We start from the raw sequence: 13,146 nt of genomic DNA on the forward strand, positions 1-13,146 counted from the left end.
GTCTACAATCATATCATCACATCGCCCGCTGCTTTCTTTCCAAGCTTTAAGATCTAATAAAATGAAACGTTGATTAGGAAATGATTATTGACAAATTCACACAAAAGTCGGATTAATTATATATGAGCAATTCATTTCCAGACTCGGTTGGGGGGGAATTTATGAAAAGGAAACAATATAAGTTTTACTATAAGCTGGTGACCTTCTTTTTGATTCTCAGCACCATTCCGGTCGTCATCGTCGGCTTTTTTTCCTATCAAAGATCAGCGGAGACGATTGAACAAAACGTCACAAACGAAAAGCTCCAAACCGTTGGCCAGGCGCAATTGAATATCGAACATATTTTAAAAACGGTTGATCATTCCTTCACCCATTATGTCCGTTCCTACCCTTTAATTCAGACGCTAAGCCTGAGCATCACGCCAGAACGCTTTCAGCTGTACAACCAAATCAATAAAGAATTAAACAAGCTGCAGACATTTGACACCGACTTGAGCGATATCACCTTGATCAGTGAAGAAAAAAAGTGGTATATCAACAATTCGGGGCTATACCATTTGGATCAGCGGCGGCAAGCCCTGATGATCTCGCTCTACAACTCGCTAAAAAGCCGGTCAAGCTGGGTGCTTGAAAAAAACAATGCCCTTGTCGCTACAAAGGAAGGAACAGCTGAAAACTGCCCGTACAATATCAACCTGGTCAAACAGCTTCCTTTGAACAGCATGGAAAACAAAGGTCTTGCGATCGCAAGCATTCCTTCCTGCTCGCTCGTGAAAAGAATGCCGCTCAAATCAAAAACAAGCAGCATGATGGCGCTCGATGACAACGGCCGGATTATGCTGCATCCCAAGCCCTCCATGATCGGACAATCGATCAAAAATGAAGGGTACTTCAAAAAAATCCGCAGGCTGTCAACAAAAAACGGGCAGTTTGATACAATGATCAATGATACAAATTACAACATTACATACCAGAAATCCGACTATAACAACTGGATATACATTTCTCTCACGACCATGCCTGAGCTCTATCAGCAAACCACTTCAATCGGCTGGTTCACCTTTACGATCTGCGCCATTTTGTTAGCGCTTTCATGCTTGTTTTCCTGGTTCGGATCACGCCATTTCTACAAGCCAATCAAGGTTCTTTATGAATCCGTCTCAGGCTTCACCTCAGGAACCGACTCCGGGAAAAAGCGGCCTGAAAGCGAATTCGAATTGATTGAGCGGAATATTAAAGAGATGAAAGATAGAAATCATGACCTCACGATACGGGTGAAGCAGCAGGTCTCACAATTGAGGCAGTATTTTTTGACAAGACTTTTGCTCGGCAAGCTGACGGAAGAGGAAATCAAAGAGCGCTTCTCAGGGCTCGGATTTCCCGAAGATTGGAGCCATCTCTCCATCTTTAGTTTGCAGATTGATACACTGAAAGGTACGGCATATGAAAAAAAGGATCTCGATGTCCTGCTGTTTGCGATCAACAGTCTTGCGGAACGCGCCGTGCCGCAAGAAAAGCGGCTGCCGCCAGTCGTCATCGACAAAACGCAAACAACCATCATCATCAACCGCGGCCAGTCACTCGACAGATTTCACCAATATTTAAAAACGGCCGCCGTGTCCATTCAGGAAAAAATCCATAAGGAGCTCGGACTCCATGTCAGCATCGGCATCAGCCAGCCTTTTACAAGCCTTTCCATGTCCAAGCATGCTTATCTGGAAGGTCTTGAAGCCTTAACATACAGGCTGCAATCCGGAAAGCGCGCGGTCATTTTCTTTGAGCATCTTGACCGGAACAAAGCGTTGCTGACCCAGTTTCCCAAACAGATTCAAAATGAGTTGTTTGAAGCGATTAAAGCGTGTGAAGAGGAAAAAGCAGCCGAGAAGCTCCGGCTTTTGCTGGACGCCATCTGCTCTGAGAACGCGAACCCGCATCAATGCCAGGTCACCATTGCGAGACTGCTGAACAACTTAATCGAATATATGCACCTGCTCGGCATCGAACTGTTCGAATCGGATGGAAACAAAATGCTGTATGACGATATATTTGAGCTGACCACATTGGAAGAGATCGAAAGCTGGCTGAACAGACAGATGATCGGAAAAATGATCGAGACGCTCTCAGTCAGAGAAGAATCGCAGTACAAAAACATCTCAGAGCAAATCGTCCATATCATCCAGCAGGAGTTCGATACCGATCTGACCCTTGAATCCATCGCCGGAAGACTCCATTACAACCCGAATTATTTAAGCAGCATTTTCCGAAAAGAAATGAAGATATCATTCAGCGAATATTTATCATCATACCGTCATCATATCGCGAAAAGCTGGCTGACCGAAACGACCTTGTCCGTCAAAGAAATCTCTGAAAAACTGAAATATAAAAATCCGCAAAACTTCATCCGTTCATTCAAAAAACTGGAAGGGATCACACCCGGAAAGTACCGCGAATTGAAAAATCATTCGGCATAAATAATAACCACCCGTCATCAAGGGTGGTTATTATTTTTGATGTCCCCAATTATGCTGGACATAAGCCGCCATGGGTTTACATTTGTGTTAAATGATTTAAAATCATACATGAAAAGGATACTTCCTGTTAGGAGGTCATTAAATGCCATTAGGAACTTTAATAGTTTCCATCTTAGCCGTTATCGGTACTGTATTTCTGATTATTAGAGCATTTAAAAGACAAAGATCCAATTGAGTAAGAAGGAGGATGCCTCAAAAACATCAATTGGTTATTTTAGAACCAGAACAGACTGTTCAGTAGCAGGCGAAATCGCCCCATCCTATAGAGTCAAAATTACATAAAAACAATCCCGGGGGGCCGGGATTGTCTCCTATTTCTCCGCTTTTTGAAACGCTTCTTCATACTCCTTTATCACTTGATCGCCGCCGTTTGAGCGCCATTTTTCGACCGCTTGTTCAAATTGGCTTTCATCTATCTTCCCGAGGATGAATTGATATGTGGCATCATCGATGATCTTTTGCAGTTCATCTCCCCTTTCCGATTCGGTTTGGGAGTACAGGCTCTCAGCCGGGTTTGAGACGATGATCTTTTGATTGTCTTCTGTCAGCTCTTCATATTTTGAACGAAGCGGATCTCCCGTGTTTTTCAAATAGGCTTTATCAATGCCGACAAGTGAGACAAGCGGCTGAATTTCGGCTTGCCAGTCTTTCAGGTTTTTCTCAATGCGTTTGAAATGTTGATCCCCTTCTTTTTTGTAGTGAACCCCTTCGATGCCGTATGTCATCAGGCTGTAGACATCCTCTTCTGCAATTCGGTCAAAAAAGGCTAAAATCCGTTTCAGCTCTTTCTCCGTTTTGACGCTCGTTTTCGGAAAGGCGAAGATTCCATTATGTCCGCCGGATGCCCAGACGTGTTCTTTCCCGTCAGGTCCTTTGATGCGGTTGATGATATCAAGCTCCATCTTGTCATCAACAGACTGGTCTCTTAAATTGACGGCATCGACCATGTTTCCTACATAAATGCCGGATTTCCCTTGAGAAAACAGCTCCTGCTGCTGTGTTTTGCTTGTTACCGGAAAATCCTTATTGATCAGCCCTTCGTCATACAACTTTTTCATATACTTCATGGTGTCCATATATGCTGTCGTCATGAAAGCAGGTGTAAACTTGCCGTTCTGTTCTTTCCAGTCTGTCGGCATCCCCATATATGAACCCAATGTTTTAAACGCCCCGTAAATCAGATCATTTCTGTCGGCAAATCCAATCGTATCCTGCTTTCCGTCTTGATCTGGATCATTTTCTGTAAACGCTTTGGCCGTTTTGTATAAATCATCCAATGTTTTCGGCATCTCGAGACCCAGGTTGTCGAGCCAATCTTTGCGGATGACGATCCCTTGTCTTGATAGCGGGCGCTCTCTGTAGATGCCGTAAAGCTTTCCATCGATTGATGCATTTTTATTGATGAGCTTGTTCATTTTGCTCAGATTCGGATAATCCTTTAAATAAGGGCCGACTTCCCAAAACATCCCCGATCTGAAGGCATTCATGACAGATGAATTTTTGATGTCCTGAATGGTGACCACTTTCGGCAGGTTTCCGGCGGCGAGGGCGGAATTCAAGCGGTCTTCTTTGACCGCATCAGGCACCCACATTAAATCAAGCTTTGTATTGGTGAGCTCTTCAATTTTTTTAATCGCCGTATCCTTTGGCGGCTGCTGGTGATAGAGAATCACCATCCAGCTCAAATCAAGGGGAGAATCAAGATCCACCTTCTCATCCTTTGAAGAAGCCTGGTCGGCTCCCTTCGAGCAGCCCAGCAATCCCCCCGCCAAAAGCAGCAGCATCAACATCGGGATCAGCCATTTTTTCCCCATATCGTCCCCTCCGTTTTCATCCTTTTATAGATCCTAATAACGCTCCCTTTGCAAAGTGCTTTTGAATAAACGGATATACGAGCAGCACCGGTATGGTCGCAACGACGATAACCGCCATTTTAATCGTTTGCTCCGGAGGCGGTGAAGCCGCTCCCATTTCCGTCATATCTCCCTGCATTCCGCTTGATACAATCACGATTTGCCGAAGCAGAACCTGAATCGGCCACTTCGTCGAATCATTCAAATACAGAATCGCCTGCATATACGTGTTCCAATAGGTGACGGCATAGAACAGTGAAATCGTCGCAATCGCCGGCAGGGACAGCGGCAGAATGATGCGGAAGAAAATCCCCAGATCATTGCAGCCGTCCATTTTCGCTGATTCTTCCAAACTATCCGGGATATTTTGAAAGAAATTTTTTAAAATGATCAGGTTAAAGGCATTGATGGCGGTCGGGAGAATCAGAGACCAGTAGGAATCCAAGAGTCCAAGTGTTTTGACGACGAGAAATGTCGGGATCATACCGCCGCTGAAGAGCATCGTAAAGACGACTAAAAACATCAGCACCCGTCTGCCCGCCAGCTCTCTTCTCGACAATCCGTAGGCCATCAGTGAGGAAAGAAACATGCTGACCGCCGTTCCTGCGGCCGTCACAAGAATGGAAATGATTAAGCTTCTGTAGACAATATCGGTCGAAAAAATATATTTGTACGCCTCCAGTGAAAAAGTCGTCGGGATTAAAATGAACTTTTTCGAAATCACCTCTTCCACTGTCGCAAAAGAAGCGGCTATCACATGGATAAACGGCAGTACACAAACCAGTCCAAATCCCGCTAAAAATGAATAATTCAATATGTCAAACAAACGGCTACCTGCAGAATGTCTGATCGTCATTCCACCCCTCCTTGTAAGCGCTATCAAAAAATTACGATATCGTGTCTAAAATGTAGCAAACAGAGGTGAGAGCGTCTATAATCATTTTTTAAGCAGGGGCGGGAAAACGGAGAATCGGATTATGACCTTAAGAAATGACATGTCAGGTCCCGAGAAGGTCTGACGTGTTGACTTTCGGCGTGTAGCCCAGCTCGCGGACAGCTGAGTCAATCGACCACGGCTTCTGTGGATTGTCGCTGACTGCGTAATATGTACCATACGTGATCCCGGATTCGATGGCGGCTTTAAAAATACTGATAAGGTCCGTGTGCGACAACAGTGTTTTGATTGTTCTCGGCTTTTTATGAAGCGTTTCTTTTTCGTTGTCAGCCGCTGTTCCGATCCGCAAATTGATAACGGAATGCGGAGCCTCTGAATGATGTGCAAACAAATGACCGAGGTTTTCGGAAGCCAATTTCAACAGTCCGTACAAGCTTTTGGACTGCGGGTAGTCATCTGTCTGGATCTCCCTCTCTAAAAGAGACACCCCGTCTTTTTCATAAACATCTGTGACATGGTTGCTGCTGGCAAAAATAACTTTGGGAACACCGCACTCGGCTGCCGCCCGCAAAATGCTGTACGTCGCTTTAAAGTAGATGCCGGTCATTTTCTCGAATTCATTTCGGTCAAGGAGATCGCCGGACGGCTTTACAGCCAAAAGGTTGATCAGCACGTCTGTCCGCGCCGGAATACTGTTTACCACCTGTTCATAATCTGTTGCATCACCGCGGACAAACCGGGCTGACATTGCCGATTCAGGCTTTTTCAAATCCATGACCGTCAGCTCATACCCGTCCCGTGACAGCCCCTTGGCTAAAATGCGCCCCACCGTTCCGTTTCCTCCGAAAATCATCACCTTTTTCACAGCTTTTTCATTCCTCCTGTTCAGAGCCACGTTTTTAAAAAGGCAAGCGCTTTCTGCCTCATCACAGCCGTTTCAATGTGGCCGGAATGAGAGCGGAACACTTCATAGCGTTCGCCCGCGTTTTTTTCTTTATACACAGAAGAAAGCTTTTCCTCAATGATGTCTATTCCTGTGACAGGCGTCAGTTTGTCCGCTGTCCCGACGAGGCTCAGATGCGGCCTTGGTGCGATCAGACTTTCGATTTGGGCAGTGGAGAAGTGCTTGACGAGCCCCGGAACGTAAAAATACAGATTGTGGCGGTCCAGGTTTTGCGTTTTGAGCAGTGTTTCACTGTCGACTTGGCCGCACATATCAACGCATACGCTGACCCGTTCATCCAATGCCGCCGTCCACCAGGCCATCACTCCCCCCATTGACATTCCAAGCGTTGCCATCCGGCTGCTGTCCGAATCATCCCTGGCTTCTAGATAGTCGAGAGCCCTCAGGCTGTCGTACACCATCATTCCCCACATCACCCGGCCTGTCCACAGCATTTCTTTAAACGTCTCGCTTTCCGTTTTCCCGCGCCTGTCTCCGAACGCCCAATGATCGATGGCAAGCGCTGAGAACCCAAGGGATGTGAGCTCCTCGGCATATGGCGGCGACGCTAAATATTCCGCACCTTCAAGAAGCTCTTTTTTTCCTCTCTCATAACGCCCGCCGTGGGAATGGCAATAAAGCACGGCTGGAAGCGGGCCCTTCGCATGCTTCGGCTTTGCAAAATAAGCCGGAACCGGTTCCATCCCGTTTAAGTCAAGCAAAAGCGTTTCAACCATGAATGATTCCTTTTCTTCAATCCTAAGGGTGCTGGCTTGAATGTCCCTTTTTTCCGGCAAATCGCCGAGCAATTTGAAAAGGTGTTTGCGCATATTGGTGCTCCTTTCTTTTTATCGCTTGATTCATTAATACGATTTGAAAGGGCTTTTTACCTTTTTCCAGCTGAAAACGCGAGCCTTGTTCAAAACAAAAAAGGCGGTCATAAGAAAGATAAACAACAATACCCATGGTGATGAAAAAAGGAGAAGCAGTAAAAAACATGCCGTTAAAAAAAGGCAAACCATTTGGTAAACAAGGCCGGATAGCAGCTTATAAGCAGCGGCCAGACCGCACAGCGAATGGCAGATGAAAAAGGCGTTTGCAATCGCAACCAGGGCCTCAACATTCAGAATGTGAAAAAACAAACAGACAAAAACCATCGTATGGATGCAGAATATCAATCCTAAAGCTGCAAGCGGCTGATTGCTCTTTGACCGGTACGCAAAAAACCCGCCGGCTTGCGAAGCTATAAGCCTGGCAACTCCGCCCGCAACCTGAAAATAAGCGCTCATACACAGGACAGCAGTCAGGACCGCAATCACCGGCAATGCAAAAGAACCGAACAGCGGTGTCAGCATGATCACAAGCTTCAACTGTCCGCTTTCAAAGCGCTCAGGATCAATCCATTGAACAGCCGCGGCTGTCACCAGGTAAATCACGGTTACCGTGAGACAGCTGATCATGACGGCCCGGGGAATGGTTTTCTTCCGGTCTTTCACCTCCATGCTGTAATTGCCGACGATTTCCCAGCCGACCAACGCCCAAAACAGCAAAAGCAACCCCCAGCCAAAATCGGCAAACTGAAATGTCCCTTCCACGAGCGGCCCCTCCCTGAAATGAGGAACGGATGCCACACTGCTCCCAAACAAGACGAGCGCAGCCGCCGTGGAAAAGATGAAGGAAACCATCCCGACAAACGAAAGATTAAAGCACAGGACAATCATGCAAATGATGAAAAACAAAAAACCATATCCTGCGGCGGGGATCGAAACATCGCCTGCAAGCGAATGAATATATTCGCTTGCCGTCATTAACACTGCGGCGGGTCCGAAGCTGGCAGCCATGATAAAATAAAAGACAGCAACCTTTTTGATCCGGGGACCGAACGCTTTTTCAGCCGCATAGGCGACCCCCGCATCATTCGGATGCTCAACGCTTAACCTGGCAAAGACCCAGGCAAATAAAAAGCCGATGCCCATCATCAGCAGCCACGCAAAAATCGCGTAATCCCCCGCTATCTGATGAATCATCGGCGGCAATAAAATAATCCCCGATCCTAAAATAGGCCCTGTCATTAAACCGCTTAGCAACACGGACCCAAGCTTTTTTTCTTTCATAATGAGCACAACCCTTCCAAGAAGCAATTTAAAATGATTGTAATCTTGTTTGTTTAATCAGTAAAATAGATATTATCGATTCCAAGATTCGAATTTTTCGATATTAGAAAAAAAGGAGATAGTTGAAATGGAAATCCGGCATCTGAAAACGTTCAAAACCATTGTGGAAATCGGAGGCTATACAAGAGCGGCCGATTATTTGGGCTATGCGCAATCAACCGTGACATCACACATTCAGGCGATCGAACAGGAAATCAGAAAGCCGTTGTTCTACCGGCTGGGGAAAAAAATGCTCTTGACAGAAGCGGGGAAACACCTTCTCCCTTATGCGGCGGAAATGATAGAGCTTTATGAAAAAGCGAGGCACATTCCCGAAAATGACCAGGAACCGTCGGGAAACTTAACCATCGGGGCTTCCGAGTCTTTAACCGTTTACAGATTGCCTGCGATTCTTCATGAATTTACAAGCCAATATCCGCAGGTGACGGTGACATTAAAGTCCTCAACATGCTGGCAGCTGAGGGATGAGCTGAAACAGGGTAAAATTGACATCGCTTTTCTATTGGATAAGGAGCGCAAAGAGGATGACCTTCAGATCGAAAGTCTTGTCGCAGAGCCGATGGTGTTCGTGTTTCCAAAGGGACATCCATCCGGTGAGACAGCCTTTGACGACCTGGCTTTTTCCGCGAATGAAACGTTCTTATACACGGAACACGGCTGCAGCTACAGGGACTTTTTTGAGGAATACTTGCAAAAACAAGGCGTCATAACCGATCATACGATGGAGTTTTGGAGTGTAGAGGCGATAAAACAATGCGTGATGTGCGGTTTAGGCGTCTCTCTCCTGCCATTGATCACGACGAGGACTGACATCAGCGAAGGGAAGCTTCAGGGCACAATGGTCCGCGACGCCCTTTTTTCTACACAAATGGCTTATCATAAAAACAAATGGCTGTCGCCTGCCATGACGGCTTTCCTCGAAATTGTCCGCAGGCAGGCCAAAGAATGGGCGCAAGAGTTGGCAGAAGTTTAGATGCCTTCGGTATTCATCAGGACGATTCGCCATCCATCAGGATCTTCGACTGTCACGCCTTTGTCTTTCCAATATGGATTTTCCGGCGGCACTTCTTGATATCCCATAGCAGCGAGCCTCTGCAAAATGGCCTTGATTTCATGCGAATCAGGCATGTAAAACACGAGCAAATTGTCTTTTGTCGGTGCGGGGCAGGGGCTTCCGCTGACATGGGAAGTGAACTCCAGATGGTATTTTTCATTCGGCAGGCCGAACATCACACCGTCATAACCGGCATGTCCGGAAAATTCGCCAAGCCTTTCTAATCCCAGCCCTTTTTCATAAAAATCGATGACTGCACTCATGCGGTCTGTCGGCCGTGCCATTCTGACCTGCACAGCGGAAAAATCGGCAAACTTCATGATGATCACACTCCTTTATCCATATGTTACGACTGACGCCGGCTGCTGAAACCGGCTAAAATCATGAAAAACCCTCAGACTTTGGCCTTAAAGAGGAGCCGGTTAAAAAAAGAACCATTGCGAGAAAAAAGGCTTCGGCCCTGTGAAATCCAGGGCTGAAGCCTTTTCTTTAATAAGCCGGTTAATTCGCGACTATATTCACTAGCTTTCCGGGAACAGCGATCACTTTTCTGATCGTTTTTCCTTCCAGCTGTTCTTTTACTTTGTCATTGTTTTTGGCCAGTTCTTCAAGCTCTTCTTTTCCAGCATCAGCCGGTACGTTTAACTTCGCTTTCACTTTTCCGTTCAGCTGAACGACGATTTCGATTTCATCATCGACAAGCTTTGCTTCATCATAGACAGGCCATGATTCATATGTGATCGTTCCTTCATGCCCGAGGCGGCTCCACAGCTCCTCAGCAAGGTGCGGCGCTACAGGAGAAAGCAGCTTCACAAAGCCTTCCATGTATTCCTTCGGAAGCTCGTCCGCTTTATACGCTTCATTGACAAAAACCATCAGCTGGGAAATCCCTGTATTAAAACGCAAGCCTTCAAAATGGTCTGTCACTTTCATGACTGTTTCATGGTAGACGCGCTCAAGCGTTTCACCGGCGCCTTCTTTGATCTTGCTGTTCAGCTCGCCATTGTCATCGATAAACAGACGCCATACACGGTCTAGGAAACGGCGGGCTCCGTCAAGTCCTGTCGTTGACCAGGCGATCGATGCATCGAGCGGTCCCATGAACATTTCGTACAAACGGAGCGTATCCGCGCCGTGCGTCTCGACAATTTCATCCGGGTTGACGACATTGCCTTTAGATTTGCTCATTTTCTCGTTGTTTTCGCCAAGGATCATGCCTTGGTTGTACAGCTGCTGGAACGGCTCTTTCGTCGGGACGACACCGATATCATAAAGGAATTTGTGCCAGAAGCGCGCATACAATAAATGAAGAACCGCATGCTCGGCGCCTCCGATATACATATCGACAGGAAGCCATTCCTTTAATTTTTCCGGCGAGGCGAGTTGATTCGGATTATGAGGATCGATATAGCGCAGGAAGTACCAGCAGCTGCCGGCCCACTGCGGCATTGTATTCGTTTCCCGTCTTCCTTTTTTGCCAGTCTCAGGATCTGTCACTTCCACCCACTCTTTAATGTTGGCAAGCGGGGATTCACCTGTACCGCTCGGCTTGATTTCAGACGTTTTCGGCAGCATAAGCGGGAGCTCTTCTTCAGGGACGGGTGTTGATGTGCCGTCTTCCCAATGAATGATCGGAATCGGCTCGCCCCAGTAGCGCTGACGGCTGAACAGCCAATCGCGGAGGCGGTATGTCACCTTTTTCTCACCTTTGCCGTTTTCTTCAAGCCACTCGATCATTTTTGCAATCGCAGCCGCTTTATCAAGACCGTTCAGAAAATCGGAATTGATATGTTCGCCATCTCCTGTATAGGCATCTTTCTCAACATTCCCGCCTTTAACGACTTCTTTGACGGGCAGACCGAAGGCCGCAGCAAACTCATGATCGCGTTCATCATGGGCCGGCACAGCCATGACCGCCCCGGTTCCGTATGTAGCCAGAACATAATCCGCAATCCAGACCGGAATGTTTTCTCCGTTTGCCGGATTGACCGCGTAAGCCCCTGTGAAGACGCCTGTCTTCGTTTTGGCCAGGTCTGTCCGCTCTAAATCGCTCTTTGACTGAATCTCTTCAATATAGGCATTGACTGCATCCTGCTGTTCTTTCGTCGTAATTTTTTGAACAAGCTCATGTTCGGGAGCGAGTACGGCATATGTCGCGCCAAACAGTGTATCAGGACGCGTTGTGAAAACGGTGAACGTTTCATCGCTGCCGTCGATGGCAAAATGGACGTGAGCGCCTTCAGAGCGGCCGATCCAATTCCGCTGCATTTCTTTAATGCTTTCCGGCCAGTCAAGCTCTTCAAGATCTTCAAGAAGGCGGTCGGCGTATGCCGTAATTTTCAGCATCCACTGCTTCATCGGACGGCGTTCTACGGGGTGGCCGCCGCGTTCGCTTTTTCCGTCGATGACTTCTTCGTTGGCCAGAACCGTTCCGAGCGCAGGGCACCAGTTGACAGGCACTTCATCTATGTAAGCGAGTCCTTTTTCATAAAGCTTTAAGAAAATCCACTGTGTCCACTTATAGTAGGCCGGATCTGTTGTATTCACTTCACGGTCCCAGTCGTACGAAAAACCGAGGGCCCTAATCTGGCGGCGGAAGTTGTCGATGTTCTGCTTTGTAAAGACCGCAGGATCGTTTCCTGTATCAAGCGCATATTGCTCAGCCGGAAGCCCGAATGCGTCCCAGCCCATTGGATGCAGGACATCATACCCTTGCATCCGCTTCATGCGGGACAGGATATCCGTTGCTGTATAGCCTTCGGGATGGCCGACGTGCAGCCCTGCACCTGACGGATACGGAAACATGTCCAATGCATAAAATTTCGGTTTGGATTTATCTTCAAGCGTGGCAAACGTTTTGTTGTTCAGCCAATAGTCCTGCCACTTTTTTTCGATTTTTTGATGATCAAAACTCAATTGAAAAACCTCCTTATTGTGCGTACGGCTTCGTTGTTTCAAGTATAGACGGGCCTGACAGCTTTATATTCAGATTATTCTAAAATCAAAAAAACTCTCCCATCCCCAAAAGGGACGAGAGATTTTCCCGCGGTACCACCCTTGTTAGCGTGCAGGCTGCACACTCACTTGATATCTTTAACGCAGAAATGCGGCAGCAGCTTATCACTGCTGCAACTCTGAGGCGAGTTCAGAAGCGCATTTGATTGACTTTCACCAGCCGTCAACTCTCTAAACAAAATGGGCTTCTTACTGCTCCTCTTCACCGTTCTTGCCGTAACCGTAATCTTATCTGTATTTTATAGAATTCTGTTCATAAGTGCAAGCAGGTTTGTATACAATGGGAATGTGCTGAAAAAAGGGTAAGAGTGAGGATCTTATTCATGTGGAGATTTGTTTTGCCGTTCGGAGTTCTGTACATTTGCCTGCTGTTCTCTGACAAAGTCAAAACTTCTCAATACAGCTTCACCGCCGTAGCCTGCAATAATCGATAAAATCACAAGCTGAATTCCCGAGTCGGGTTCCGCAGATAAAACAAGCAAAATAGAAGCAACCATACTGACAAGAATATCTTCAAAAAAGCCAAGGTAAATGAATCGTTTCGTTGTTCTCGGTTTCTCAAGGCGCCCTCTTTTTTTAATATGCCCGAGAACCCCCATAATCCCTCCAATCAAACAAGCAACAAAAACTTGATGCAGCATCTTCATCACCTTCCTAAAGCCCTTATTTAGTCAAGCGACT

10 protein-coding genes and 1 other annotated feature are annotated in these 13,146 nt (G+C 46.8%); of the genes, 2 read left to right on the forward strand and 8 right to left on the reverse strand.

The window, feature by feature from the left end; translation table 11 throughout:
- The first annotated feature begins 161 nt into the window (after window positions 1–161).
- Window positions 162–2,471, forward strand: coding sequence for a helix-turn-helix domain-containing protein (locus P3X63_RS16400; RefSeq protein ID WP_277691515.1), 2,310 nt, complete (start codon window positions 162–164; stop codon window positions 2,469–2,471).
- Between the two features lie 371 nt (window positions 2,472–2,842).
- Here the strand turns inward: P3X63_RS16400 and P3X63_RS16405 are convergent, their stop codons facing one another.
- The 5 genes from P3X63_RS16405 to P3X63_RS16425 all read right to left on the reverse strand — a co-directional run bounded on the left by P3X63_RS16405 (window position 2,843) and on the right by P3X63_RS16425 (window position 8,336).
- Window positions 2,843–4,345 carry an extracellular solute-binding protein gene (locus P3X63_RS16405; protein WP_026588329.1) on the reverse strand — a complete coding sequence of 501 codons (1,503 nt, stop codon included), beginning with the start codon at window positions 4,343–4,345 and terminating at the stop codon, window positions 2,843–2,845.
- A gap of 16 nt (window positions 4,346–4,361) precedes the next feature.
- On the reverse strand, window positions 4,362–5,240 hold the full coding sequence (locus P3X63_RS16410) for a carbohydrate ABC transporter permease (RefSeq protein WP_026588330.1): 879 nt from the start codon (window positions 5,238–5,240) through the stop codon (window positions 4,362–4,364).
- A 142-nt stretch (window positions 5,241–5,382) separates the two neighbouring features.
- Window positions 5,383–6,144: an NAD-dependent epimerase/dehydratase family protein gene (locus P3X63_RS16415; RefSeq protein ID WP_026588331.1), complete on the reverse strand. Its 762-nt coding sequence runs from the start codon at window positions 6,142–6,144 to the stop codon at window positions 5,383–5,385.
- Window positions 6,145–6,164: 20 nt separating this feature from the next.
- On the reverse strand, window positions 6,165–7,052 hold the full coding sequence (locus P3X63_RS16420) for a dienelactone hydrolase family protein (protein ID WP_277691519.1): 888 nt from the start codon (window positions 7,050–7,052) through the stop codon (window positions 6,165–6,167).
- 33 nt (window positions 7,053–7,085) lie between these two features.
- The gene (locus tag P3X63_RS16425) at window positions 7,086–8,336 is read right to left on the reverse strand and encodes an APC family permease (RefSeq protein WP_026588333.1); all 1,251 of its coding nucleotides are present in this window, start codon (window positions 8,334–8,336) and stop codon (window positions 7,086–7,088) included.
- A gap of 127 nt (window positions 8,337–8,463) precedes the next feature.
- Between P3X63_RS16425 and P3X63_RS16430 the strand changes: the two genes are divergently transcribed.
- Window positions 8,464–9,369, forward strand: a complete 906-nt coding sequence (locus P3X63_RS16430) for a LysR family transcriptional regulator (protein WP_026588334.1) — start codon at window positions 8,464–8,466, stop codon at window positions 9,367–9,369.
- Here the strand turns inward: P3X63_RS16430 and P3X63_RS16435 are convergent.
- The 3 genes from P3X63_RS16435 to P3X63_RS16445 all read right to left on the reverse strand — a co-directional run bounded on the left by P3X63_RS16435 (window position 9,366) and on the right by P3X63_RS16445 (window position 13,112).
- Complete coding sequence (locus P3X63_RS16435) at window positions 9,366–9,770, reverse strand: VOC family protein (protein WP_026588335.1); 405 nt, start codon at window positions 9,768–9,770, stop codon at window positions 9,366–9,368. The two genes, P3X63_RS16430 and P3X63_RS16435, sit on opposite strands and share 4 nt — an antisense overlap.
- Before the next feature lie 181 nt (window positions 9,771–9,951).
- Complete coding sequence (gene leuS / locus P3X63_RS16440) at window positions 9,952–12,366, reverse strand: leucine--tRNA ligase (RefSeq protein ID WP_026588336.1); 2,415 nt, start codon at window positions 12,364–12,366, stop codon at window positions 9,952–9,954.
- Between the two features lie 107 nt (window positions 12,367–12,473).
- Window positions 12,474–12,680, reverse strand: a binding site (T-box leader).
- A 102-nt stretch (window positions 12,681–12,782) separates the two neighbouring features.
- Window positions 12,783–13,112 carry a DUF4257 domain-containing protein gene (locus tag P3X63_RS16445; RefSeq protein ID WP_142246139.1) on the reverse strand — a complete coding sequence of 110 codons (330 nt, stop codon included), beginning with the start codon at window positions 13,110–13,112 and terminating at the stop codon, window positions 12,783–12,785.
- Window positions 13,113–13,146 lie beyond the last annotated feature (34 nt).

The sequence above is a fragment of the Bacillus sp. HSf4 genome, from assembly GCF_029537375.1.
Classification (GTDB): Bacteria; Bacillota; Bacilli; order Bacillales; family Bacillaceae; genus Bacillus; species Bacillus sonorensis_A.

What these genes read in the sequence shown, in the direction of transcription:
- P3X63_RS16400 (WP_277691515.1), top strand. Translation starts at nt 162, where the DNA reads ATGAAAAGGAAACAATATAAGTTTTACTATAAGCTGGTGACCTTCTTT.
- P3X63_RS16405 (WP_026588329.1), bottom strand. Translation starts at nt 4,345, where the DNA reads ATGGGGAAAAAATGGCTGATCCCGATGTTGATGCTGCTGCTTTTGGCG.
- P3X63_RS16410 (WP_026588330.1), bottom strand. Translation starts at nt 5,240, where the DNA reads ATGACGATCAGACATTCTGCAGGTAGCCGTTTGTTTGACATATTGAAT.
- P3X63_RS16420 (WP_277691519.1), bottom strand. Translation starts at nt 7,052, where the DNA reads ATGCGCAAACACCTTTTCAAATTGCTCGGCGATTTGCCGGAAAAAAGG.
- P3X63_RS16425 (WP_026588333.1), bottom strand. Translation starts at nt 8,336, where the DNA reads ATGAAAGAAAAAAAGCTTGGGTCCGTGTTGCTAAGCGGTTTAATGACA.
- P3X63_RS16430 (WP_026588334.1), top strand. Translation starts at nt 8,464, where the DNA reads ATGGAAATCCGGCATCTGAAAACGTTCAAAACCATTGTGGAAATCGGA.
- P3X63_RS16435 (WP_026588335.1), bottom strand. Translation starts at nt 9,770, where the DNA reads ATGAAGTTTGCCGATTTTTCCGCTGTGCAGGTCAGAATGGCACGGCCG.
- P3X63_RS16445 (WP_142246139.1), bottom strand. Translation starts at nt 13,112, where the DNA reads ATGAAGATGCTGCATCAAGTTTTTGTTGCTTGTTTGATTGGAGGGATT.